Annotated in this window: 27 protein-coding genes and 1 pseudogene; 16 read left to right on the top strand and 12 right to left on the bottom strand. The window is 75.9% G+C overall.

The window, feature by feature from the left end:
- Nucleotides 1-17: 17 nt before the first annotated feature.
- Complete coding sequence (locus BOQ63_RS42115; RefSeq protein ID WP_232790747.1) at nt 18-935, bottom strand: SigB/SigF/SigG family RNA polymerase sigma factor; 918 nt, start codon at nt 933-935, stop codon at nt 18-20.
- A 273-nt stretch (nt 936-1,208) separates the two neighbouring features.
- Between BOQ63_RS42115 and BOQ63_RS42110 the strand changes: the two genes are divergently transcribed.
- On the top strand, nt 1,209-1,532 hold the full coding sequence (locus BOQ63_RS42110; RefSeq protein WP_030289826.1) for a hypothetical protein: 324 nt from the start codon (nt 1,209-1,211) through the stop codon (nt 1,530-1,532).
- Nucleotides 1,533-1,756: 224 nt separating this feature from the next.
- On the opposite strand, the gene BOQ63_RS42105 is transcribed toward BOQ63_RS42110, so the two are convergent.
- Both BOQ63_RS42105 and BOQ63_RS42100 read right to left on the bottom strand, forming a co-directional pair.
- Entirely contained in the window at nt 1,757-2,236 is a 480-nt protein-coding gene (locus tag BOQ63_RS42105) for an ATP-binding protein (RefSeq protein ID WP_051747255.1), read from the bottom strand.
- A gap of 10 nt (nt 2,237-2,246) precedes the next feature.
- A complete protein-coding gene (locus BOQ63_RS42100) occupies nt 2,247-2,879 on the bottom strand; it encodes an STAS domain-containing protein (RefSeq protein WP_454131942.1) in 633 nt (210 codons plus the stop codon).
- Nucleotides 2,880-2,944: 65 nt separating this feature from the next.
- Between BOQ63_RS42100 and BOQ63_RS42095 the strand changes: the two genes are divergently transcribed.
- From BOQ63_RS42095 to BOQ63_RS42025, 15 genes and pseudogenes are all read left to right on the top strand, one after another.
- Nucleotides 2,945-3,514: a DUF6328 family protein gene (locus BOQ63_RS42095; protein ID WP_072656486.1), complete on the top strand. Its 570-nt coding sequence runs from the start codon at nt 2,945-2,947 to the stop codon at nt 3,512-3,514.
- 68 nt (nt 3,515-3,582) lie between these two features.
- Entirely contained in the window at nt 3,583-4,599 is a 1,017-nt protein-coding gene (locus BOQ63_RS42090) for an SDR family oxidoreductase (protein ID WP_454131944.1), read from the top strand.
- Between the two features lie 27 nt (nt 4,600-4,626).
- A complete protein-coding gene (locus BOQ63_RS42085) occupies nt 4,627-5,628 on the top strand; it encodes a PHP domain-containing protein (protein ID WP_454132043.1) in 1,002 nt (333 codons plus the stop codon).
- Nucleotides 5,629-5,906: 278 nt separating this feature from the next.
- Nucleotides 5,907-6,863 (top strand): SDR family NAD(P)-dependent oxidoreductase, encoded by a 957-nt coding sequence (locus BOQ63_RS42080; protein ID WP_072656092.1) that lies wholly within the window; start codon nt 5,907-5,909, stop codon nt 6,861-6,863.
- Between the two features lie 123 nt (nt 6,864-6,986).
- Entirely contained in the window at nt 6,987-7,160 is a 174-nt protein-coding gene (locus BOQ63_RS42075) for a CsbD family protein (protein WP_072656091.1), read from the top strand.
- Nucleotides 7,161-7,220: 60 nt separating this feature from the next.
- A complete protein-coding gene (locus BOQ63_RS42070; RefSeq protein WP_072656090.1) occupies nt 7,221-8,405 on the top strand; it encodes an alcohol dehydrogenase catalytic domain-containing protein in 1,185 nt (394 codons plus the stop codon).
- Between the two features lie 37 nt (nt 8,406-8,442).
- Nucleotides 8,443-8,616 carry a hypothetical protein gene (locus BOQ63_RS42065; protein WP_157881794.1) on the top strand — a complete coding sequence of 58 codons (174 nt, stop codon included), beginning with the start codon at nt 8,443-8,445 and terminating at the stop codon, nt 8,614-8,616.
- A gap of 201 nt (nt 8,617-8,817) precedes the next feature.
- Nucleotides 8,818-9,267, top strand: a complete 450-nt coding sequence (locus tag BOQ63_RS42060) for a Na+/H+ antiporter subunit E (RefSeq protein ID WP_157881795.1) — start codon at nt 8,818-8,820, stop codon at nt 9,265-9,267.
- Nucleotides 9,264-9,521, top strand: coding sequence for a monovalent cation/H+ antiporter complex subunit F (locus BOQ63_RS42055; RefSeq protein ID WP_030289842.1), 258 nt, complete (start codon nt 9,264-9,266; stop codon nt 9,519-9,521). Before BOQ63_RS42060 ends, BOQ63_RS42055 begins: the two co-directional genes overlap by 4 nt.
- A complete protein-coding gene (locus BOQ63_RS42050; protein ID WP_030289843.1) occupies nt 9,518-9,814 on the top strand; it encodes a cation:proton antiporter in 297 nt (98 codons plus the stop codon). The genes BOQ63_RS42055 and BOQ63_RS42050 overlap by 4 nt, the downstream gene beginning before the upstream one ends.
- Entirely contained in the window at nt 9,811-10,080 is a 270-nt protein-coding gene (locus tag BOQ63_RS42045) for a Na(+)/H(+) antiporter subunit B (RefSeq protein WP_030289844.1), read from the top strand. The genes BOQ63_RS42050 and BOQ63_RS42045 overlap by 4 nt, the downstream gene beginning before the upstream one ends.
- Nucleotides 10,077-10,817, top strand: a complete 741-nt coding sequence (locus tag BOQ63_RS42040; protein ID WP_072656088.1) for an MnhB domain-containing protein — start codon at nt 10,077-10,079, stop codon at nt 10,815-10,817. Before BOQ63_RS42045 ends, BOQ63_RS42040 begins: the two co-directional genes overlap by 4 nt.
- 73 nt (nt 10,818-10,890) lie before the next feature.
- Entirely contained in the window at nt 10,891-11,235 is a 345-nt protein-coding gene (locus BOQ63_RS42035; RefSeq protein WP_030289846.1) for a sodium:proton antiporter, read from the top strand.
- A gap of 7 nt (nt 11,236-11,242) precedes the next feature.
- On the top strand, nt 11,243-13,087 hold the full coding sequence (locus tag BOQ63_RS42030; RefSeq protein ID WP_030553773.1) for a complex I subunit 5 family protein: 1,845 nt from the start codon (nt 11,243-11,245) through the stop codon (nt 13,085-13,087).
- Nucleotides 13,088-13,319: 232 nt separating this feature from the next.
- Nucleotides 13,320-13,907: pseudogene (locus tag BOQ63_RS42025) on the top strand (glycosyltransferase family 2 protein); the annotation flags it as partial.
- On the opposite strand, the gene BOQ63_RS42020 reads toward BOQ63_RS42025, so the two are convergent.
- From BOQ63_RS42020 to BOQ63_RS41980, 9 genes are all read right to left on the bottom strand, one after another.
- A complete protein-coding gene (locus BOQ63_RS42020) occupies nt 13,898-14,896 on the bottom strand; it encodes a glycosyltransferase family 9 protein (RefSeq protein WP_030289848.1) in 999 nt (332 codons plus the stop codon). The pseudogene BOQ63_RS42025 and the gene BOQ63_RS42020 sit on opposite strands and share 10 nt — an antisense overlap.
- On the bottom strand, nt 14,893-16,275 hold the full coding sequence (gene rfaE2 / locus BOQ63_RS42015) for a D-glycero-beta-D-manno-heptose 1-phosphate adenylyltransferase (RefSeq protein WP_030289849.1): 1,383 nt from the start codon (nt 16,273-16,275) through the stop codon (nt 14,893-14,895). The genes BOQ63_RS42020 and rfaE2 overlap by 4 nt, the downstream gene beginning before the upstream one ends.
- Nucleotides 16,272-16,940, bottom strand: a complete 669-nt coding sequence (locus tag BOQ63_RS42010) for a D-sedoheptulose-7-phosphate isomerase (protein WP_078867659.1) — start codon at nt 16,938-16,940, stop codon at nt 16,272-16,274. Before BOQ63_RS42010 ends, rfaE2 begins: the two co-directional genes overlap by 4 nt.
- Entirely contained in the window at nt 16,937-18,199 is a 1,263-nt protein-coding gene (locus BOQ63_RS42005) for a glycosyltransferase (protein WP_051747256.1), read from the bottom strand. The genes BOQ63_RS42010 and BOQ63_RS42005 overlap by 4 nt, the downstream gene beginning before the upstream one ends.
- Nucleotides 18,196-19,158, bottom strand: coding sequence for a glycosyltransferase (locus BOQ63_RS42000; protein WP_030289852.1), 963 nt, complete (start codon nt 19,156-19,158; stop codon nt 18,196-18,198). The genes BOQ63_RS42005 and BOQ63_RS42000 overlap by 4 nt, the downstream gene beginning before the upstream one ends.
- Before the next feature lie 4 nt (nt 19,159-19,162).
- Nucleotides 19,163-20,194, bottom strand: a complete 1,032-nt coding sequence (locus BOQ63_RS41995; RefSeq protein ID WP_046385482.1) for a glycosyltransferase family 9 protein — start codon at nt 20,192-20,194, stop codon at nt 19,163-19,165.
- Nucleotides 20,191-20,718, bottom strand: a complete 528-nt coding sequence (locus tag BOQ63_RS41990) for a D-glycero-alpha-D-manno-heptose-1,7-bisphosphate 7-phosphatase (protein ID WP_037831230.1) — start codon at nt 20,716-20,718, stop codon at nt 20,191-20,193. Before BOQ63_RS41990 ends, BOQ63_RS41995 begins: the two co-directional genes overlap by 4 nt.
- Nucleotides 20,719-20,831: 113 nt before the next feature.
- Complete coding sequence (locus BOQ63_RS41985; protein WP_454131952.1) at nt 20,832-21,902, bottom strand: glycosyltransferase family 2 protein; 1,071 nt, start codon at nt 21,900-21,902, stop codon at nt 20,832-20,834.
- Nucleotides 21,899-23,572, bottom strand: a complete 1,674-nt coding sequence (locus tag BOQ63_RS41980) for a carbamoyltransferase family protein (protein ID WP_454131954.1) — start codon at nt 23,570-23,572, stop codon at nt 21,899-21,901. Before BOQ63_RS41980 ends, BOQ63_RS41985 begins: the two co-directional genes overlap by 4 nt.
- Nucleotides 23,573-23,574: the final 2 nt, after the last annotated feature.

Here is a 23,574-nt window from a genome sequence, read left to right as displayed (position 1 = left end):
CCCGGCGCGGGGAAAGGTCATTCCTCCTCGGCCGTCTGGTCTGCCCAGCCCGGCGCGTCGCGGTCCTCGAGCTGCTCGCGCAGCCGGGTCAGCGTGGCCGAGAGCAGCCGGGAGACGTGCATCTGGGAGACGCCGATCCGCGCGGCGATCTCGGACTGGGTCCGGCCCTCCCAGAAGCGCAGCTTGAGCACCGTCTGCTCGCGCTCGGGCAGTTCGGCGAGCAGGGGGCGCACGGCGGTGCGGAAGTCGGCGAGTTCGATGCCGGGGTCGCAGCCGCCGAGGCGGTCCAGCATCGCGCTGCCGCTCTCGTCGGTGTCCTGGTCCCGCAGCGCGTCCAGCGAGCTGGGGCGGTAGACCCGGCCCGCGACCAGGCCCTCGGTGGCCTGCTCGACGCTCAGGTGGAGATCCTGGGCGATCTCCTCCGGCTGCGGGAGGCGGCCGAGCTGCTGTTCGAGCCGGTCCGAGCCGCGGGCCACCGTCAGGTACAGCTCCTGCATGCTGCGCGGCACCCGGACCGGCCAGGAGGTGTCCCGGAAGAAGCGCTTCATCTCGCCGGCGATGGTGGGGATGGCATAGGTGACGAACTCGACGCCGCGCTGCGGGTCGTAGCCGTCGACGGCCTTGATCAGGCCGATCGTGCCCACCTGGAGGATGTCGTCCATGTCCTCGGCCCGGTGCCGGAAGCGGGCCGCGATGAACCGCACCAGCGGCATGTTCAGTTCGATGATCGTGCCGCGGACATAGCTGTACGCGGCGCTCTCCCGAGCCAGCCCGGACAGCCGCTCGAACAGTGCGTCGCTGATTTCCCGCGCCTCGGTCTTGCCCATCGCGCGGAGTTCGGTCTTGGTGGGTCTCGGCGGCAGGTCGGGCGGGGTGCCCGAGGACAGGACGGTTTCCTGCCCGCCGTGCGGAGCTGTTTCCAGAGGGGTGGACACGTGTCCTCCTCGACCTCGGGACGAACGCCCGACGACGCCCACGGGCTCTCGCCCGTACGTCGGGGGGCTCTTTCCCAGGACCCGGGCCCGGTTTCGAGGGGCGAGGTCCCGATGGCACCCGGTCCGGGTGCCGGGCGGCGTTCGTCCGGCGAACCGCCGCACGGTTGTTCTACCCGACATACGACATGGAATTCGCGTTTTAGGAAGGTTTCTTCCGATTCATCCGGGTAACGAGCTCAGGCAACGACCCGACCACGGAGAGGAGGGGCGGCCATGCCCCGAGGATCCAGCCCCAAGCGGGAACGCCAGTACGAGCACATCAAGGACAGTGCGCTCGACCGGGGCGAGAGCGAGAAGCGGGCCGAGGAGATCGCCGCCCGGACGGTCAACAAGGAACGCGCCCGGCACGGCGAGTCCAAGACGGCGAGCCGCACCTCGACCCACGACATGTCGTCCGGGCGGCGCGGCGGCCTGCGCTCCCACAAGGGCGCCGGCGGTCCGACCTACGACCAGCTCTACAACGAGGCCAAGCACCGCAACATCAAGGGCCGTTCGAAGATGAACAAGGGCGAACTGGCCCACGCGCTCGGCCGCTGAGGTGCGAAATGACCGTTCCCACGCCCCCTGATCCGGACACCCAGCCGATCCCCCACCCCAACCCGGCGCCCCGGCCGGGCGAGGGCCCCGACCCGGTGCCTCCGCCCATCCCGCCGTTCCCGGACCCGTCCCCCTACCCGGACCCCGACCCGGCACCGCCGCCGCTACCGCACCCCGGTCAGCGGTAGCGTCTTCCGCCCGCGGCTCCATCCCGCTCGACGGCTTCAACCCCCCCGGTTGAAGCCGTCGAGCCGTACGTGCCGGTCCAGCGGCGACCCGACCTCCAGCCAGACCAGCTTGCCCCCGTCGTCGGGCGCCGCGCCCCAGGCGCGGGCCAGCCGGTCGACCACCCGCAGGCCGTGCCCGCCCGGGCGACTCGGATCAGCGGCCCCGGCCAGCCGCGGCAGCACGGGGCTGGCGTCCACGACCTCCACCCGCAGGCGCACGCCGTCCCAGTCCAGGCGCAGCTCGCGCGGGCCGCCGGGGGCGTGCAGACAGGCGTTGGTGACCAGCTCCGAGACCATCAGCAGGACGTCCTCCGCCCTGGCCCGCTGCTCCTCGTCGTCGGCGGGCAGCCAGTGCCAGGACCGCAGCGCCGCCCGGCTGAACTCACGGCTGCGCTGCACCGCGCCCGCGCTGCCCTCGAAGGCGAGCCGCCTGGTCTCCCCGGCGGCCGCCGCCCGCCCTCGCCCGGTGGGATCCATGCCGGGCCTCCTAGACCGGGCCCGGCGGAGCGCCCGGTCGCGCCGACGACACTTCCCCCGACGGCTGTTCGGGCTCGGGCCACTGCTCGGGTTCCGACTGCGGTTCGGACGCCGACGGCGCATCGGACGCCGCCGCCGGCACGCGACCGGGCGCGGCCAGCGCCGCCCCGAGATCGGGATGGATGCGTAGCACGGTGTCGGCCCCGGTGACCGCGAACAGCCGCGCCACGGCCGGGCGCAGGCCCGCGAGTTCCAGGCGCAGCCCGACGGCCTCAGCGTCGAGGCGGGCGTGCAGCAGGATGTTGAGCCCGGTCGAGTCGCAGAACCCCAACTCCCCCAGATCGAGCACGATCCGCTCGATGCCGTCCTCGACCGGACGGACCAGCGCACCGCACAGCCCGTCCGCCGAGTCGTGGTCCAGTTCCCCCGCGACGTGGACGATCCGCACCGGCCCGTCGCGGTCAACCGCGCCCCAAAGGCCCCCGGCTGCGGGCCACCCCGCGGCTCCGGCCGGACCGTCGGCCCGGCGCGCCGGTCGGGACGGCGGCGAGCCGCCCCGACCACCGTGCCGCGCGCGGCGGGCGGTCGAGTACTCCGGGGCCGTGCCGGGTGCGGCCGGGCAGGCCACCCGCTCCTCGTCCATGCGCAGCGTTTGCCCCGCCCGGTCGCGGCTACACGCGCCGACGGGAGGAGGTGGAGGCGATCACCATGGCGGCGACGAACACCGGCCCCGACGGCCACGGTCCCCGGCCCCGCGTCGGCCGCCACGAGTCGCCCGAGGAGCGGGCCGACCGGCGCTGGACAGACCTGCTCCAGGAGGTCAGGGTCGCCCAGACCGGCTCGCAGATCCTCTTCGGCTTCCTGCTGAGTGTCGTCTTCATGCCGCGCTTCTCCCAACTCGGCGGTTTCGACCGGGGCCTGTACGTGGCCACGGTCGTCCTGGGGGCGCTCGCCACCGGCTCGCTGACCTCCCCCGTCGCCTACCACCGGATCTTCGCCGGGCGTCGCCTGAAACCCCAACTGGTCGACGCCGTCGCCAGGTTGGTCGCCGTCGGCCTGGTGCTGCTGGCCCTGACCATCAGCTCGGCCCTGCTGCTCCTGCTGCGGGTGGCGACCAACTCGTCGGTCTCCGCCTGGATCACCGCGGGCGTCATGCTGTGGTTCGCGTCCTGCTGGCTGGTGCTGCCCGTCTGGCACCTCTACTGGCACGACGGCCGCAGCCCCCGGGCCCCGGACGATCCGGACGATCCGGACTGCGACGACCATTCCCACCCGTGACGCGACCACCCGTGACACGGCCACCCGCCCCGACGTTTCGGTGCCGGAGGCCTGGCAAGACGCCCGCCATGAGGACCCGTACGCATTCCGAGCCCCGAACCGTTGTCATCACCGGCGCCACCGCCGGAGTCGGCCGGGCCTGCGTCCGGGCGTTCGCCACCGACGGCAACCGGCTGGTGCTGGTCGCCCGTGGCGTCGCCGGGCTGCGCGCGGCTTCCGCCGAGGCCCAGGTCGCCGGATCACCGGTGCGCACCATCCTGGCGGACGTCTCCGACCCCGAGGCCTGCGAGGCCGCAGCCGCCCGCGCCGAAGCGGAGTTCGGGCCGATCGACGTCTGGGTGAACGACGCCTTCGTCTCGGTGTTCGCTCCGTTCACGGAGATCAGTCCCGAGGAGTACCGCCGGGTCACCGAGGTCACCTACCTCGGCTACGTCAACGCCACCCGGGCCGCGCTGAAGCGGATGCTGCCGCGCGACCACGGCACGATCGTGCAGGTCGGCTCCGCGATCGCCTACCGCGGCATCCCGCTCCAGACCGCCTACAGCGGCGCCAAGCACGCCATCCAGGGCTGGCACGAGGCACTGCGCTGCGAACTGCTGGCCAGCAGGACGGGCGTGCGGGTGACCATGGTCCAGCTGCCGGCGGTCAACACCCCGCAGTTCGACTGGGTGCTCAACCGGCTGCGCGGCCAAACCAGGCCCGTCGCGCCCGTGGCCCAGCCCGAGGTGGCCGCCCGCGCCGTCCGCTACGCCGCCGACCACCCCCGGCGCCGCGAGTACTGGGTGGGCGGCAGCACCGCGGCCACCCTGATCGCCAACGCCGTCGCCCCCGGCCTGCTCGACCGCTACCTGGCCCGCACCGGCATCGACGCCCAGCAGGACCAGGGTCGGCGGAATCCGGAGGACCACGCCAACCTCTGGGCCCCGGGCGACGCCTCCCACGACCACGGCGCGCACGGCCGCTTCGACGAGGAGTCCCACGAACGCAGCGCCCAGCTCTGGGCCTCCCAGCACCACGGCCTGCTCGCCACCGGCGGCGCGGTCCTGGTCGGCGCCGCCGTCCGCGCACTCGCGCGGAAGCGGTGACCGGCGGCGGTGCGCCGACCGGCCGCCATGGACCCGGCGACGGCACTGCGGCGGATCGCCTTCCTGCTGGAGTGGAACGACGCCTCGCCCTACCGGGTACGGGCCTTCCACACCGCGGCCGACGCGGTCCGGGCGCTGCCGCCCGGGCCGGTGGACGCCGCCCGGGCCCGCCGGCTGCCGGGCGTCGGGCCGGTCACCGCCGAGGTGATCGCCCAGGCCGCCGCCGGCGTCACCCCGACCTACCTCACCCGGCTGGAGAGCGCCGCCGGACCGGCCGCCCGGGCCGGGTGGGAGCTGGCCTCGGCCGCTGGGGGCGACTGCCACCTGCACTCCGACTGGTCCGACGGCGGCCACCCGATCGAGGAGATGGCCGAGGCCGCCCGCGCGCTCGGCCACCGCTGGGCCGTCCTCACCGACCACTCGCCCCGGCTCACCATCGCCCACGGCCTCAGCCCGGAACGGCTGCGGCGCCAACTCGACGCGGTCGCGGCCCTCAACGCCGAGGACGGTTCGTTCAGGCTGCTCACCGGCATCGAGTGCGACATCCTGGAGGACGGCTCGCTCGACCAGGAGCCCGAACTGCTCGGCCGGCTCGACGTGGTGGTGGCCTCCGTGCACTCCAAACTGCGCTCGGACCCGGAGCCCATGACGGCCAGGATGCTCACCGCGGTCAGCAACCCGCGCACCAACGTGCTCGGCCACTGCACCGGCCGGATCGTCACCGGCCGGGGCCGACCGCCCTCCCGGTTCGACGCCGAGGCCGTCTTCGCCGCCTGCGCCGCGGCCGGGACGGCCGTGGAGATCAACTGCCGCCCCGAGCGCCGCGATCCACCCGACGATCTGCTCCGACTGGCCGTGGACGCGGGCTGCCTCTTCGCCGTCGACACCGACGCCCACGCCCCGGAGCAGCTCCACTGGCTCACCTCCGGCTACGCCCGGGCGGCCCGCTTCGGCCTCGGCGCCGAACGGCTGGTCACCACCTGGCCGCGCGAGCGGCTGCTCGCCTGGGCGAACCCGGCCGCCGGCTGATCACCCCGCCACGTCGGACGACTCGACGCCGCGGGTCACCCGGACGCGCCGCCCCGCACCCGCCGCCGGCCAGGGCCGTGCGGGTCGCTACTGGGTCAGGCCGGTCCGTCCGGTGGGGCTCGTCACGCTACGGCGGGTGCCCGGGCTGGCCCGTCCACACCCCGGGGTTTGCGGGCGGGGTGGTCGGACATACGCGCCGGCGTCGGACTACCCGGAGCGGGGAGTCGGGCTTCCCGAACGAGGAGTCGGACCTACCGGAGCGAGGAAGGGTGCGGGCGATGGGTGTGCTGGCCGGACGGACGGCGCTGGTGACCGGCTCCTCCCGCGGGCTGGGGCTGCTGATCGCGGGTGAGCTGGCGCAGCGGGGCTGCAGGGTGATGCTCTGCGGCCGGGACGAGCTGGGCCTGGAGCGGGCGCTGCGGCAGTTGGGCGGCCTGCCGGGCGAGGTGGCCGCCACGGCCTGTGACCTGATGGACCCGCAGGCGCCGGAGCAGTTGCTCGCGGCCGTGCGGGAGCGCTTCGGGGCCGACGTGGACCTGCTGGTCAACAACGCCGGTCTGATCCAGGTCGGCCCGTTCTCCGCCGTGCAGGAGCAGGACTTCCGGCGGGCGCACGAGTTGATGACGATGGCACCGCTGCGACTGGTCCAGGCCGTGCTGCCGCAGATGCGGGCCCGCGGCTCGGGCTCGATCGTGATGATCAGCTCGATCGGCGGCCGGATCCCGGCGCCGCACCTGCTGCCGTACGTCGCCGCCAAGTTCGCGCTCACGGGCCTCTCGGAGGGGCTGGCGGCGGAGCTGGCGGCGTACGGCATCCGGGTGACCACCGTGCTGCCGGGGCTGATGCGCACCGGCTCGCACACGGCCGCCGAGTTCGCCGGGCAGGCGGGCAGCGAGTACGCCTGGTTCGCGACCGCCGCCTCCATGCCGCTGGTGTCGATGGACGCCCGGCGGGCGGCCCGGCGGATCGTCCGGGCCGTCGAGGGCGGGCGGCGCGAGCTGGTGCTGACACCGCTCGCCAAGGCCGCCATGCTCGCCCACGGCGTCGCTCCCGCCACCACGAACCGGCTGCTCGCCCTGACCGCGCGGCTGCTGCCGTCGGCCGGCGCCGCACCGGAGCACGGCGTACCGGGCGTGCGGGCCGCCTCCCGGCACCGGCCGGGTGGCCCGGTCCACCGGCTGACCACCCTCGGCCGGCGGGCGGGGCGGGCCCACAACGAGCCCACCGCGTCCTGAGGCGGATCGGGGGGTGTGGAAGTGCGCTGCGCGGGCACACGCGGCCCGAGGGGCCACGACCCGCCCCGCCGTCGGAAGCAGCGGTCGGAACGAGCCGTCGGAACCACGAGAGGAGCACTCCCCATGGGTACCGAGGACAAAGCGCGCAACGTCGCGGAGAAGGCCCACGGCAAGGTCAAGGAGGCCGCCGGAAAGGTCATGGGCGACCCGGTCGTCGAGGCCGAGGGCAAGGGCAAGCAGATGAAGAGCGACCTCAAGCAGGCCGGCGAGAAGGTCAAGGACGTCGGGAAGGACTGACCCCGACGCCGGCGGCCGCCCCCGCGCGGCCGCCGGCCCGTCCGGAGGGAGAGAGCCACCATGAAGGCCGTCACCTGGCACGGGCGCCGCGACGTCCGCGTCGACTCCGTCCCCGACCCGGTGATCCGGGAGCCCACCGACGTCCTGGTGGAGGTGACCACCACCGGGCTGTGCGGATCCGACCTGCACCTGTACGAGGTCCTGGGCGCCTTCCTGGACGAGGGCGACATCCTGGGCCACGAGGCGATGGGCGTGGTCCGCGAGACGGGCCCCGCGGTGCACGCCGTCGATCCGGGCGACCGCGTGGTCGTCCCGTTCAACGTTTCCTGCGGCACCTGCCCCACCTGTGTGCAGGGCCTGCAGTCCCAGTGCGAGACCACCCAGGTGCACGCCTACGGCATGGGCGCCGCGCTGTTCGGCTACACCAAGCTCTACGGTCAGGTACCGGGCGGACAGGCGGAGTTGCTGAGGGTCCCGTTCGGCAACACGCTGCCGGTGCCCGTACCGCACGGGCCGCCGGACGACCGCTACGTGCTGCTGTCCGACGTGCTGCCCACCGCCTGGCAGGCCGTCGACTACGCGAACATCCCACCGGGCGGCAGCGTCGCGGTGCTCGGGCTGGGCCCGATCGGGGACATGTGCACCCGGATCGCCCGCCACCGCGGGGCCGGCACCGTGATCGGCGTCGACCTGGTGCCCGAGCGGCTGGAACGCGCCGCGGAGAACGGCGTCGAGGCGCTGGACCTGGCCCGGCTCGGCTCCCGGATCGTCGACACCGTCCGGGACCTCACCGAGGGCCGCGGCCCGCACGCCGTGATCGACGCCGTCGGGATGGAGGCGCACGGCTCCCCCGCCGCGACCGCCGCCCAGCGGATGACCTCGCTGCTGCCGGACGCGCTGGCCGCCAGGCTGATGACCCGGGTCGGCCTCGACCGGCTGCACGCCCTGCACCTGGCGGTGGACCTGGTCCGGCGCGGCGGCACGATATCGCTGTCCGGCGTGTACGGCGGGATGACCGACCCGCTGCCGATGCTGACCATGTTCGACAAGCAACTGCAGCTGCGGATGGGGCAGGCCAACGTCCTGCGCTGGATGGACGACCTGCTGCCGCTGCTCGGCGACGACGACCCGCTGGGGGTGGAGGGCTTCGCCACCCACCACGTGCCGCTGGCCGAGGCCCCGGACGCGTACGACATGTTCCAACGCAAGCAGGACGGCGCCGTCAAGGTGCTGTTCCAGCCCTGACCGGCCCGCCCGCTCCCACTCAGAGGAGGCGAACGCGATGAGCACCATGAGGAACCCGGTACCCAAGGACCCGCCGGAGCAGGTCGAGACCCCGGAGTCCCGGATGACCGGCGAGGGCAGCCCACCGCCGGAGCACGAGGAGGAGAAGGGACCGCAGGACGGCCCGGAGTTCGAGGTGACGGACCCGGGCGGCGAGGACCGGAAGCAGTAGCCGCACGTCGAAGCGGTACGACCGCACGGGCCGGGCCGATCATCGGAGCTTTCCGGCCCGTCGTCCGGCGAACGGGTGGTCCGGTGCGGTGATCACGCGCGCCGCGGCGTTGCGCGCGGGACGCGTGCGCCGACCGGACGGTACACCTGGGGGCCGCCCGCCGCGGTGGCGGGCGGCCGGAGGTCCGACATGGGGGTGGAAATGCGAACGATGCTCGAACTCCTGCTCTGGTGGGGGGTTTTGCTGTTGCTCAACACCGTGTTCATCAGCTCGGTGTCCCCGCTGGAGATGGCGGTGGGCGGCGGCGTGGCGCTCCTCGGGGCCCTGGGCGCGGTGGCCGTGCGGCGCGCGTCCGGGGCGACTCCCGGCGGACCGGCCCGGCTGGCCCGGGCGCTCTGGGCATTCCCGTGGACCCTGCTGGCCGACACCGGCCGGCTCGCGCTCGCCGTCGCCTCCCCCGCCCACCGGCGCGGCGGGTTCCGCACCGTACGGCTCGCCCCCGGCACCGGGGCGGCCTGGGGCGCGGCGCTGCTGTCCTCGACGCCCGGCGCGTACGCGGTGGAGAGCCGGGACGGCGGCGAACTGACCGTCCACGCGATGGAAGACCAACTGTCCTCTCTGGAGCGGGCCTTGACGGGGGCCGGGGAGTGAACGCCTGGCTGATCGCGGCGGCCGTGCTGGCCGCCTGCGGCGTGGGCCCGTGCCTGCTGCTCGGCCTGCGCGGCTCGCCCGAGCAGCGCCTGGCCGGGCTCAACCTCGCCGCGACGATCACCTCCGTCGTCCTGCTGCTGCTCGCCCAGGGGTTCAGCCGCACCTCGTACACCGACCTGGCACTGGACCTCGCGGTGCTGGCGCCCGCCGGGACGCTGGTGTTCACCCGCTTCCTGGCCGGGAGGCAGCAGTGACGCCCCGACACACCCTGGCACTGGTGCTGCTGGTGGCCGGCGCCGCCGCGCTGCTGCTCGCCGCCCTCGCCCTCGCGGTGCTGCCCGGGCCGTACCTGCGGCTGCACGCCCTCTCCCCCGCCGCCGCCCTCGGTGCGCCGCTGGTCGCGCTCGCCCTCGCCGTGGACACCGGGCCGGGGCGGGCCGCCGTCAAGCTGCTGGTGATCGGCCTGCTGCTGGCCATCGGCGGCACCGTCACCACCATGGCCGTCGCGCGCACCACCGTGCGCGCCGAACGGAAGGCTCAGCAGTGACCAATGCGTTGACCGTGATCGCCCTGCTGCTCACCGCCGTCACCGCGACCACCGCCGCGCTCACCCGCGAGCCGGTCCGGCAGGCCGTCGTCCTCGCGTTCCTCGGGCTCTGCCTCGCGCTGCTGTTCACCGTGCTCCAGGCGCCCGACGTCGCGCTCTCCCAACTGGGCGTCGGCAGCGCGATCACCCCGCTGCTGATCCTGCTGACCGTCCGCCGGGTGCGCCGCCAGGAGCAGGCGGACGAACACCCGGACCGCACCGAGTGAGCCGCACCGCCCGGCTGCGGCTGTTCCTCGCCGCCGCAGCCGTCCTCGCCGCCGCCCTGATCACCGCCGCCACCGAGCTGCCGGGCTTCGGCGGCCACCACCACCCGTACGGCGAACGGGCGGTGGCGGCCGGGCTGGCCCGGCAGACGGCCAACATCATCTCCTCCGTCAACTTCGACCAGCGGGCCTTCGACACCCTCGGCGAGGATTCCATCCTGTTCGGCTCGGTGCTCGGCGCCGCCATACTGCTGCGGCTCGCCCGGGACGAGGGCAAGCGCCGCGCCGCCGCCGAACCCGTGCTGCCCACCACCCGGCTGTTCGGCGCGACGCTGCTGCCGGTCACCCTGCTGGTCGGCGGATACCTCGTCGCCCACGGCCAGTTGAGCCCCGGCGGCGGCTTCCAGGGCGGCGTCGCGCTGGCCACCGCCCTGCACCTGGCCTACGTCGCCGCCGACTACCGGGTGCTCAAGCGGATCCGCCCGCTGGCCGCCCTGGACGTGGCGGACGCGCTCGCGGCCGGCACCTACGCCGCGCTCGGCCTGATCGGCCTCGCCCAGGGCGCCGGCTACCTCGCCAACACCCTGCCGCTCGGCACCTTCAACCAGATGTCCTCCAGCGGGCTGGTGGCGGTGATCAACGCCGCCGTCGGTGTCGAGGTCGCCTCCGGCGTGGTGGTCCTGCTGGCGCACTTCCTGGACCAGGCGGTCGAGATCGTCCACAACGGGGAGAACCGGTGAACGAGCGGAGCGAGCGAGTCATCCAGAGGTGCGGGTTTCGCGGAGCGACCGCCGAGCGAAGCGAGGTGGACGAATGAGCGTTTTCCCCTACCTCGTGGCCGGGTGGATCCTGCTCGCCGGGCTGTACGGCCTGGTGACCAGCCGCAACCTGGTGCAGGCGGTCGGCTGCCTGGCCGTCGCGCAGTCCTCCACCTACGTGCTGCTGCTCGCGGTCGGCTACCGCAGCGGCGCCACCGCGCCGGTCTTCTCCGACCTGCCGACCGACGCCCCGGTGGTCGACCCGGTGGTCCAGGCACTCGTCCTGACCGACATCGTGGTCGGGGCGACCGTCACCGCCCTGCTCCTTTCCCTGGTGATCCAACTACGCAAGCGGCACGGCACGGTGGACCCCGAGGAACTCACCGGGCTGCGCGGGTGAGCGGCCGGTGAACACTGCTGACCTGCTGCCGCTGGCCGTCGCCGTCCCGCTGCTCGGCGCCGCCGTCCTGGCCGTGACCGGACGCCGGCTGCCCCGCCCGGGGCGCGACGCGCTGGCCACCGCCTGGGCCGCCGCCGACGTGGCCTGCCTGACCCTGCTGTGGGCCCGGACCGCGCCGGACGGCCGGGCGGTCTCCTGGCTCGGCGGCTGGAGCCCGCGCGGCGGCCACAGCGTCGGCGTCGTGCTGGTCGCCGACCGCCTCGGTGCCGGCCTCGCCCTGCTCGCGGCCGTCCTCGTCCTCGCGGTGGTCTGCTACGCCTGGCGGTACTTCGACGAGCCCTCCGGCGAGCACGGCGGGGTGTTCCCCGCCCTGCTGCTGCTCTTCGAGGCCGGGATGGTCGGCTTCGCGCTCACCGGGGACCTCTTCGACGCCTTCGTGTTCTTCGAGCTGATGGGCGCCGTCGCCTACGCGCTGACCGGCTACCGGATCGAGGACGAACGCCCGCTGCAGGGCGCCCTCGCCTTCGGACTGGTCAACTCGGCCGCCGCGTACCTCTCCCTGCTCGGCATCGGCCTGCTCTACGCCCGCACCGGCGAACTCGGCCTCGCCCAGATCGGCGCCGCACTGGACCAGCACGCCGCCGCCGGGCACGGCCGGGACGCCCTGGTGGTCGTCGCCTTCGTGCTGGTGCTGGCCGGCCCGCTGGTCAAGGCCGCGACCGCGCCCTTCCACTTCTGGCTGCCGGACGCCCACGCGGTGGCACCGAGCCCGGTGTGCATGCTGCTCTCCGGGGTGATGGTCGAACTCGGCGTCTACGGGGTGGCGCGCATCCACCGGGTGGTCTTCGCCGGGGCGGGCGGCCTGCCGGACGACGCGGTCCGCGACACCCTGCTCGCCGCGGGCGTGCTGACGGCGCTGGTCGGCGCCGTGATGTGCTGGCCGCAGCGGCACCTCAAGCGGATGCTCGCCTTCTCCACCGTCGGACACATCGGGCTGTTCCTGATCGGCGCGGCGCTGCTCGACCCGGCCGGACTGGCCGGCTCGGCCGTGTACGTGGCCGGCCACGCGGGCGCCAAGGCGGCGCTGTTCGGCCTCACCGGCGTGCTGCTGGACCGGTACGGCTCGGTGGACGAGCACGGACTGCACGGCCGGGCCCGCGAACTGCGCCTCACCGGGTTGCTGTTCGTCATCGGCGCGCTCGCCCTGGCCGGGCTGCCGCCGTTCGGCACCGGGCTCGGCAAGGCCGTCGCCGAGGAGGCCGCCGGGCACTGGGGCGGCTGGCTGCCCGCGGTGTTCGTGCTGGTCTCCGCGCTCACCGGCGGCGCGGTGCTGCGCGCCGGGCTGCGGGTCTTCGGCGGGCTGGGCGCGCGGCCGGCCGAGGACCCGGAGGCCGCGGCGACCACCGGCGAGGGCGAGGAGCCCGAGATCCGCGAGCCGGGCCGCCGGCCGCCGGTGCCGATGCTCCTCGTCCCGGCCCTACTGCTGGCCGGCTGTCTGGCCGTCGGCGTGCTGCCGGGCGTGGGGCGCGCGCTCGCGGCGGGAGCGGCCGCCTTCACCGACCGCGACGGGTACCTCGCCCAGACCCTCGGTGGCGCCCCGGCCCCCGCGGGCGCCGCGCCCGAGGCCTGGTGGACGGTGCCCGGCGTGCTGCTCGGCCTGCTCTCCACGCTGCTGGCCGTCGGCCTCGCCACCGCCGCCGTCCGCCGCGCCCCCGGGCGGGACACCAGCGGGCTGTTCCGGGTCACCGTCCTGCCGCTGCGCCGACTGCACTCCGGACTGCTCGGGGACTACATCGCCTGGCTGACCGTGGGGCTGGCAGCGATGCTGGCCGCCCTCACGGCGCAGCTCTGAGGGCGGGCCCGGCACGACGCAGGGCGGCCCGGCACGGCGCAGCTCCGGGGGCGGGCCCGGCGCCCGCCACGCCACCCGGACGGCCGCGGGCCACACTGGAGGGGCGACGGAGGCAGCGGGGCAGCAGCCCCGCGGGCCCTCGCCGTTCGCCGCGCTCCCCGCCACCGACCGGATTCCCTGGGGGCCCACGATGCGTCCTGCCGGCCTGGGCGTGGTCCTGATCGCGCACCCGCCGGTGGCGGCGGTCACCGCGCGGATCCTGGTCCACGACCCCGACCACCCGCAGGAGCCGCCGCGCGAGGACCCGATTGTCGAGGAGCTTCGCAACTCACCGGTCCCCGCGCCCGGTTGGCTGCCCGGGCCGGCTCTCGGCTCCTTCCTCGCCGGGGCGACGGTGCTGCGCACCGACCTGTTCCGGGCCGTCGGCGGCTTCTCACCGCGGCTCTGGCTGGGCGGCGAGGAGGAGTTGCTGGCCGCCGACCTCGCGGCCGCCGGCCACTGGCTGGTGTACGCCGAGGACCTGACGGTCCACCACCGGCCGTCCCCGGCCCGCGACGCGACGCTGCGGCGGCGGCACGGGATCCGCAACACCCTCTGGTTCACCTGGCTGCGCCGGCCGCTGTGGCCCGCGGTGCGCCGCACCGCCTTCCTGGCCCGCACCGTGCCGCGGGACGCGGTGTCCCTCCGGGCCTTCGCCGAGGCGGCGGCGGGGCTGCCGTGGGTGGTGCGTGACCGGCGCAGCGTGCCGTCCCGGGTCGAACGGGTGCTGCGGAGCCTGGACGGGGCTCAGCGGGCCTCCCGGGCCCGCCGTTACGTCGGCCGAACCGGTACCCCGCACCCCGGCAGTGGTACCGGTGGCGGGAGCGACAGCTCCGCGAGGGCGGCCAGCACGTCGGCCGGGCGGATGCGCAGCAGCCGGGGATCGGGCCGGGGGCCGTGGGCGTCGCCGGGCCGGGTCTCCGCGCCGTGGTGCCGCCACAGGGCGAGGTGGCGGGGCACGGCCGGCGGTCCCCACAGCACCGGCGAGACCGGGCCGAACAGGGTCACCGAGGGCGTGCCGAGCGCGGTCGCCAGGTGGGCGATGCCGGTGTCCCCGCAGACCACGGCCCGGGCCTCGGCCACCAGTGCCGCCAGCAGGGGGAAGGGCAGGTCCGTAGCGCCGCCGAGGACGTCCCCCGACGGCAGTCCGGCCTCGCACGCGACGCCTTCGGCGAGGGCGCGCTCGCCCCGGCCGGCGGTGACCACCACCCGGTGGCCGTGCCCGCGCAGCGCCCGGGCCACCGCGGCGAACCGGTCGGGCGGCCACTGGCGGGCGGCCGCGTCGGCTCCGGGGTGGATGAGCACGGCCCCGGGTGCGGGCGACGGGACGGCGGGCCGGGCGATGAGCAGGTCACCGGCGTCCGCTCCGATGCCGTGGTGGCGCAGCAGGCGGCACCACCGTTCGCGTTCGTGCTCGTCGTCCCGCCAGCGCGGGGCGCCGGCGTCCGCGTAGGCGATCAGGCGGGCGGGCCGCAGTCGCGCCAGGGCGTCGCGGCTGGCCGGGCCGTTGCCGTGCAGGTCCACCGCGAGGTCGGGCGGCGGGCCGTCCCAGGGCAGGCGGTGGGGCACCTCGCGTCCGGGGGCGTCGGTGGCCAGCAGCCGGTCCGCCGTGCCGGTGGCGGCGAGGGCGGGTGCCAGCCGGGCCGGGGCGGCCAGGACCAGTTCGTGGCCGGGGTGGTGGCGCCGCAGGGCGCGCAGGGCGGGTACGCCGGTGAGCAGGTCGCCGAGGCCGAGCGCGCGCAGGACCAGGAGGGTGGGCCGCTCGGTCACGGGCGGGCCCGGACGGCGGCCCGCTCGGCGAGCGCCGTGGTGGAACGACCGTCCAGGTAGGGCAGGACGAGCACCTGGCCGCCCCATTCGGCCAGCACCGACGCCTCGGGGAGGGATTCAAACCGGTAGTCGCCGCCCTTGACCCAGACGTCGGGGCGCAGGGTGCGCAGGACCCGTTCGGGGGTGTCCTCCTCGAACACCTGGATGGCGTCCACGCAGCCGAGGCCGGTGAGGATCCGGGCGCGGTCGCCGACCGGGTTGAGCGGGCGGCCCGGGCCCTTGAGCCGGCGCACCGAGTCGTCGGAGTTCAGGCAGACGATCAGGCAGTCGCCCAGCCGGGCGGCGGACTCCAGGAGGGAGACGTGGCCGGCGTGCAGCAGGTCGAAGCAGCCGCCGGCCGCCACGACCGTGCCGCCACGGGCCCGGGTGGCCTCGGCGATGCGCAGGGCGTCCGGCGGCGCGGTGGCCGGGCCGGAGGCCCGGTCCCACAGGTCCGGGTTCCCGGCGCCGCCGCGGGCCACGAAGTCCGCCGCCGCGGTGACCCCGGTGTGGACCGCCTCCTCGGGGATGGCGCCGGCCGCCAGGGCCGCGGTGACGGCCGCCGCGAAGCAGTCCCCGGCTCCGCACGGGTCGCCGGTGGCCTCGTAGGGGGCGGGGAGCAGGATGGGGCTCTCGGTGCCCCGGCTGAGGAGCGCGCCCCGTCGCCCGAGGGTGACGGCCACCGAGGCGGCGCGCCACCGCCCGGCCAGCAGCGCTCCCCGGGCGGTGTGGTCGGGGAGCCCGTCGCCGGTCGGGGCGTCCGGGTCGAGGGCGGCGGCACAGGCCTTGGCCTCGGCGGCGTTGGGGGTGACCAGCCGCGCACCGGGGACCGGCGGCCCGCCGCGCGGGTGCGGGTCCCAGACGAGCGGGACGTGCGCGGCGCAGGCCGTCAGCGGGGGGCGCAGCCGGTCGGCGAGCCCCCGGCCGTAGTCGGCCACCAGGACGGCCGAGGCGCGGGCCAGCACCTGCGCGGCCCGGCGGTCGGGGGGCCCGACGGTTCCGCCGCCGCGGTCGATGCGCAGCAGGGCGCGGCCGTCGACCCGTACCCGGGTCTTGACTGGGAGGTCACCGACCAGCGGCAGCTCCACGAGTCGCACGCGCCCGGTGAGGTGGCGGCGCAGGGTGCGGGCCGCCGGTCCGTCGCCCAGGGCCGTGACCAGGACGACCTCGCGGTCGGTCCGCGCCGTCAGGCACGCGGCGAGGGCGGCGCCGCCGGGGCGGCTGCGCTCGGCCGACACGTCGACCACGGGCACCGGGGCGTCCGGGGCCAGGCGGTCGGCGCGGCCGTCGACGTCGATGTCGAGCAGGCTGTCGCCGACCACGACCAGCGGGCCGTTCACCGGGTCCCCCCGGGCAGGCGGGGTAGGTCGTGGTCGGGCGCGGCGACCGGGTCGTCAGCGTCCTGGCGGCGGTCGAGCGCGGCGTCGAAGGCCTCGCAGACCATGTGCAGGGCAGCGAGGTGGACCTCCTGCACGGTGGCGCTCTCCGGTGCCTCCACCGCCAGTGCCTCGTCCGCGCGCTCCGCCAGCGGGTTGGGGGCGGGGCCCGTCATCGCCCACACGCCCAGGCCCAGGGAGCGGGCGGTGTCGGCGGCCGCCAGCAGGTTGGGGCTGCGGCCGGAGGTGGACAGCAGGACCAGGACGTCACCGGCGCTGCCGTGGGCCTCGACCTGGCGGGCGAAGACCTCCTCGAAGCCGTAGTCGTTGCCGATGGCGGTGAGGCTGGAGGTCTCGGCGTGCAGGGAGATCGCCGAGTACGCGGCGCGCTCGCCCCGGTAGCGGCCCACCAGTTCCGCCGTCAGGTGCTGGGCCTGGGCGGCGCTGCCGCCGTTGCCGGCGGCGAGCAGGCGGCAGCCCGCGGGCAGCAGGCCGGCCAGTGCCTCGCCCCATCCGGTGAGCAGGGGCAGGTGGTGGGCGCGGAGAGCGCCGATGGCGGTCTCCAGGGCCCGGCAGTGCCGCGCGGCCTGCTCCAGGTCGTCGGCGGCGTCGAAGAAGCCGGCGGTCATCGGGGGCCTCCTGTCGTGACCCGCGGAACCCGGGGGGCGTCGGCCGTCCGGGCCGGCGGGTCGGTGCGGTCCAGCACTTCGTCGTACACCTTCGCCGTGCAGGTGGCGACGGTCTGCCAGGTGTAGAAGGAGAGGACGCGGCGGCGCCCGGCCTCCCCGTAGGCCTGACGGGTCTTCGGGTCGGCCAGCAGGGCGTGCGCGGCGGTTGCCAGGGCCTCCGCGGAGGCGGGCGGCACGAGGGTGCCCGTCCGCCCGTCCGCGATGGTGTCGAGGTGGCCGCCGACGGCCGTGGCGACGACCGGCACGCCGCAGGCCATCGCCTCCAGCGGGACGATGCCGAAGGGCTCGTAGTGGGCGGGGCAGATCACCAGGTCGCTGCTGCGCATCAGGGCGGGCATGGCGTCGGCGGCCACCGCGCCCAGCAGGACGAGCCGGTCGGCCACGCCGAGCCGGGCCGCGAGCGCGCGCAGGCGCCGCGCGTACGGGTCGTCGTCCAGCTGGTCGGCGGGCGGTCCGCCGGCCACCAGGAGTTCGGTCCCGGGCAGCCGGACCAGCGCCTCGACGGCGGTCTCCGCGCCCTTGCGGGGGACCATCCGGCCCACCGTGAGCAGTCGTCGGCGCCCGCCGCGCGGCACGCTCGGTCCGGCCGGGGTGAAGCGGACCGGGTCGACGCCGCAGGGCACGACCCTGATCCGGTCGGCGGGAGCCCCGATCGCCAGGAGTTCGGCGACCTCGTCGCTGCAGGTGGCCACCACGCGGTGGGCCGAGCGGGCGATGGCGGTCTCGATGCCCAGTCGGCCGGGCGGGCTGGTGTCGGCCGCCCCCTGGTGGCGGCGCTTGACCACGCCCAGTGCGTGGTAGGTGTGCACGACCGGGATGGCCAGGTGCCGGGCGCCGCGCAGTGCGGCCAGTCCGGACATCCAGAAGTGGGCGTGCACGATGTCGGGCGGACGGGTCCGCCAGTACCGTGCCAGCTCGTCCCCGAAGGCCGGCATGTACGGCAGCAGCTGGTCCTTGAGGAGCTGGCGCGCCGGGCCGGCCGGTACGTGGTGGACCAGGACGCCCGGGCGCAGCGGCACGTGCTCGGCGAGGTCGGCCCGGTCCCGCCGGGTGTGGACGACGACGCGGTGGCCGAGGTCGGCGAGGGCGCCGGCGAGTGCCGCGACGTGGACGTTCTGCCCGCCGGCGTCGACCCCGCCGAGGACGGCGAGGGGGCTGGCGTGTTCGGAGACCAGGTCGATGCTCAGGGGCGCGTTCAACGGGTCACCTCTTCCATCAGGCGGTCCCAGTCGGCGAGGAACCTCTTCAGGCCGTACCGCTCCAGGGCGGCCTGGCGGGCGCGCAGCCCGTCCTGGGTGGCCGCCGCCGGGTCGGCCAGGTAGTGGCGCACCGCGTCCGCGAGTTCCCGGACGTCGGTGGAGAGCACGCCCGTTCCGGGGGGCACGGCGCGGACGGCCTCGGTGGTGGCCAGGGCCACCACGGGCATGCCGAGGTGCATCGCCTCCAGCAGCGACAGGCCGAGGGAGGTCCACCGAACGGGGTGCAGGTAGAGCCGGCGCCGGGGCAGTTCGGTGTGCAGGGCCGCCTGGGGCAGTTCGGCCGTCCGGCAGCGGTCCGGTGGGAGGCCGAGGTGGGCGGCGAGCCCGCCCGTCGCCATGCCGAAGACGTGGAGCGGGCCCTGCCGCGCGAACAGCGGCAGCAGGTCGGTCCCGGTCGTGCGGCCGCGGCGGACCGGCTCGTTGACCACGACGGCCGAGGCGGCCAGCTCTCCCGTGTAGCGGTACCCGGGGTCGACCACGCCGTGCTCGATGACGGTGGTCCGGGTGCTGCCGCAGTCCCAGAACAGGTCGTTGAAGTCGGTGACGTGGACGACGGTCAGGTCGTCCCGGTCGGCCATCGGGTGGCGGGTGTCCGGGATGTCGCCGTGCGGGCTGTTGTGCTCCAGGTAGACGGCCGGCAGGTCGACGCCGGGCCGCCGGCCGAGCCACCGTTCGGCGAGCGCGGCTTCGTGGGGCCGTTGGAGCACCACCAGGTCGATGTCGGTCCCGCGCAGGCGTTCCGGCGGCAGTTCCACCACGGTGTGCGGCCAGTCGAAGGTCCGGGCACGTCCGAGGCCGTCCGGTCCGCGGTCCTCCGTGACCGGCAGGAGGTAGGTGTGCGGTCCCTGGACGAACGCGGTCGTCCAGGAGCCGTGCACGTGCCACAGCAGGATGTTCATCGGGTCACCTCCGGGGCGGCCGCTCGGTTGTGGTCGGCGGATTCCGCAGGAGGTCGACCGCCGTGACGATCTCCTCCGCGGTGAGCGAGTCCAGGCACGGGTGGCCCGGGACCGGGCAGGTCCGGGCCCTGGTCCCCGCGCACGGGGCGTCCTGGCGTCCCAGCAGCACGTGCGGCACGCCGTACGGCCGCCAGCGGTGGGCCGGCACGACGGGCGCGAACAGACAGGCCACGGGGGTGCCGACGGCGGCGGCCAGGTGGGCCGGGCCGGTGTTCCCGGCGACGACGACGTCGGCGCCCGCGAGGACGCCCGACAGTTCGGCGAGGCCGGTGCGCCCGCCGAGGTCGAGGGCGTCGGCGCCGGCCACTTCGGCCGTCAGCTCCTTCTCGGCCCGTCCGCCGGTCACCACCACCCGGTGGCCCGCGGCGGCCAGTGCCCGTACCGCGGCCGCGGCCAGGCGCGCACCGGGCGCCCGGGCGGGCACGGCGGCTCCCGGGTGCAGCACGACGTAGCGGCCGGGGCCGGTGAGGTGCTGTTGGCCGGGCGGCGGCAGGACGGCCAGCCGGCCGTCGTCGCCGGGCGGCAGGGGGAAGCCCGCGGCCGCGGCCAGGTCGAGGGCCGCCTCCGCTTCGTGGCGCCCCTCGCCGCGCTGGTGGCGCAGGTCCAGGAGCGAGCCCGGGTAGTCCACGCTGTCCGCGGCGATGTGGGCCACGCCCGCCATCCGCAGCAGGAGCGCGGTCGGCAGGGCGCTCTGGTGGAAGGACGTCAGGACGAGCGCCCGTTCGATCGTCCTGGAGGCGAGCGAGGACACCAGGTCCATGACGCCCCGGGCCGTCGCGGGGGGCGGGTCGAACCCCGTCCAGGGCGAGTCCCAGACCACGACCTCGTCCACTCCGGGCAGGAGCCGGGCGGCGGGGGCGCCCTGCGGTCCGCAGAGCATCACCACCCGCCGGGAGTGGTGGGCGGCGGCCCGGACGGCCGGGCCGGCGAGCAGGACGTCGCCGGCGCTGTCGAGCCTGACCACGAGCGTCGTCATGCGCCCTCCCGGTCGGTACCGGGCCGGGCGCCCAGGACCAGCCGGACGGCGGCGGTGAGGTCGGCCGCGACGGTGTCGGCGTCCGTGATCTCCTCCGGCCGGGTGGCGGGGGTCGGTACGAGGATCGCCCGCGCGCCCGCCGCGCGGGCCGCTCCGACGTCCGCGCCGATGTCCCCGATGACGACCGTCCGGGCCGGCGGCACGCCCAGGCCGCGGCAGGCGGCCAGGACGAGGCCGGGCGCGGGCTTGCGGCACCGGCAGCCCTCGGACGGTCCGTGCGGGCAGACCGCCCAGATCCCGAACGGGCCGATCAGGTCGTCGATCCGGCACTGCACGGCCTCCACCTGCCGCCGGGTCAGCAGACCGCGGGCCACGCCCGACTGGTTGCTGACGACGCCCAGCACCAGGCCCGCGGCCCGCAGCTCGGCCACCGCCCGTACGGCGCCGGGCACCGGCCGCACCAGGGCCGGGTCCCCGTTGTAGGGCACGTCCTCCACCAGCGTCCCGTCCCGGTCGAAGAGCACGGCACCCGCCGCCCGGCCCGGTCGGGGGCACCCGGGAAAGATCCAGGGCCCGGCTGGCCGTGTCCGGCCGTGCGGCGGACGCACGCCCGACGGGGCCCGTCCGGTGGCGGAGGTCATGAGGACTCCTCCCGTTCCACCGGCCGGACGTACCGCGCCACCGGCGGTTCGACGGGGGTCACGACGAAGTCCGGCGCGTACCAGGGCGGCGCCGCGCGGTGGAGCAGCAGGCCCCGGAGGCGGTGCCGGCAGGCGGCCGGCGGGATGAGCACGCTGGTCAGCAGCATCGTGACGACCTCCTCCCTGGTGCGCGGGCCGGGCAGGACGCGGGCGGCGGCGAACCGCGCCGTGCCGGCCAGCCACACCGCGGCGAGGGCCGCGGCGGCGCGCGGTCGGCCGGCGGCGGCTGCCGCGAGTGCGGTGACCGCCGCGGCGGTCACCGCCACGTGGGCGGGGAAGCGTCCCCGGGGCGCCTGGGCCCGCTCCCACCAGCGCGGTCCGTGCAGCCGGTTCATCAGGACGTCGTCGGCGTTGCCGGCCTGCTGGCGCAGCGAGACCCAGCGGTCCGCCGGTCGCACCGGGTGGGTGGTGCGGCGGTTGCCCGGCTCCAGCCGCCAGCCGGCGTCCAGCACCCGAAGGGCCAGGTCGGCGTCCTCCCGGAAGGCCCGACGGAAGCGTTCGTCGAAACCGCCGACCTCTTCCAGTGCCGCCCTCCGGTAGGCCATGTCGGCGGTGATCCACCGGGAGCGGGCCAGACCGGCCGTGCCGCGCTCCCAGTCGGTGGGCCGTCGCCCGACGGGCAGGGGCACCTCGATGCGCCCCTGGACGCCGCCGGTCGTGGGGTGGGCGGCGGCGAGGTCGGCCGCGAGGTCCCGCGGCCAGGTCGGGCCCGGCACGGTGTCGTCGTCCAGGAAGGCGACCCAGGGCTGGGAGACGCTGCGCCACCCGGTGTTGCGGGCCGCCGCCGGGCCGTTGCCGCCGCCGGGCAGGACCGTCAGCCGGTCCCGCAGCGCCGGCGGCACCTCGACGGCCAGCGGCTCGCAGTCGGTCAGCGGGCGGTCGTCGACCAGCACGACCTGTTCCGGCGGCGGCCCCTGGCCGTCCGCGAGTGCCCGCAGGCAGGTGGTCAGGCTGGGCCGGCCGAGCGTCGGGACGACCACCGCGTAGGCGGTCGGGCCGCCGCTCACCGCGATCCCTCCCCGGGCCGGGCGGGGTCGGCGAACATCCGGCCGCGCCGGACCACGAACGGGCCCAGGGCCAGCAGGTCGACCGGGGAGGAGCCGAAGCACTCCAGGGCGTCGCGCACGTCGTCGACCATCGGCCGGCCGGCCGTGTTGAGGCTGGTGTTCACCACCACCGGCAGTCCGGTGAGCAGTTCGAACTCCTCCAGCATCCGGGCCGTGAGCGGGTCGGCGGCCCGGTCGACGGTCTGGATCCGCGCGGTGCCGTCCACGTGGACGACCGCGGGGATCTTCTCGCGCCATTCGGCGGTGACCCGGTGCACGAACAGCATGTACGGGCTGGGCAGCGGCCCCTCGAAGATCTTGGCGGCCCGGTCGGCGAGCACCATCGGGGCGACGGGCCGGAACTGCTCGCGCCCCTTCACGTCGTTGAGCCGCTCCAGGTTGGCCGACCGTCCCGGGTGGGCGAGCAGCGACCGGTGGCCCAGTGCGCGGGGGCCGAACTCGGAGCGGCCCTGGAACCACGCCACGATCCCGTCGTCGGCCAGCGCCGCGGCCACCTCGGCCGCCACGTCGGCCGGCCGCTCGTACGGGACGCGGGCGCGGCGCAGCCACGCCTCGACCTCCGCGTCCGACCAGCCCCGGCCGAGGTCGACGCCGGGCATCGGGAGCGGCTGGTCACCGCCCGCGGCGGCCAGGTGGAGGGCCGCGCCCAGGGCGGTGCCCGCGTCCCCGGCGGCGGGCTGCACCCAGACCCGGTCGAAGGGGCCCTCGGCCGCGATCCTGGAGTTGGCCACGCAGTTCAGCGCCACGCCGCCGGCCAGCGTCAGCAGGCGGTCCCCGGTGCGGCCGTGCAGCCAGCGGGCGAGGTCGAGCATGACCTCCTCCAGCACGTGCTGCGTGGAGGCGGCGAGGTCGGCGTGCGTCTGGGTCCACTCCTGGCCCGGGGCGAGCGCGGGGGCGAGTTCCGTCCACGGCACGGCGGTCGCGTGGAAGCCGCCGTCACCCGTCGGGTACACGTGGCGGCGCAGCACGTCGGCCATCCTCGGGGTCCCGTACGAGGCCATCGCCATGACCTTGTACTCGTCCGAGGAGCGCAGGAAGCCCAGGTGCTGGGTGAGTTCCTCGTACACCAGCCCCATCGAGTGGGGCAGCTGCTGTCCGGCCAGCGGTTCCAGGCGGGTGCCGACCCGCCGGGCCGCGAGGTGGGAGGTGGCCTCTCCCCGGCCGTCCAGGACCAGGACGGAACAGGGGTCGGTGGCGCCGTCGGCGGCGTAGGCGGCGGAGGCGGCGTGGGCGACGTGGTGCGGGACGAAGCGGACCTTGGCCGGGTCCAGGCCCGGCAGCGTCTCGGCGAGGAAGCCGGGCGCCTCCTGCGCGTACCGCAGCCGCAGGTGGTCCCAGGGGTCGTCCAGGCCCATGGCGTCGGCCGGGCGGGCCAGCGCGGGGTCGAAGGAGTAGCCGACGAGGTCGAGGTCGGCGGGCGTCAGCCCGGCGTGCGCCACGCACCAGCGGGCGGCCTGGACCGGCAGTTCCCAGGCCGAGAAGGGCAGCGGGCGCTTGCCGTGCTTGCGGCGGCTGAACCGTTCCTCCTCGGCGGCGGCCACCGTCCGGCCGTCGATGACCAGAGCGGCTGCCGGGTCGTGGAACAGGGCGTTGATTCCGAGCACGCGCATGG

This window comes from Streptomyces viridifaciens (assembly GCF_001888885.2).
GTDB classification, from domain to species: Bacteria; Actinomycetota; Actinomycetes; order Streptomycetales; family Streptomycetaceae; genus Kitasatospora; species Kitasatospora aureofaciens.
The sequence above is the reverse complement of the archived record's forward strand: the minus strand, read 5'-3'. Positions and strand labels throughout refer to the sequence as shown.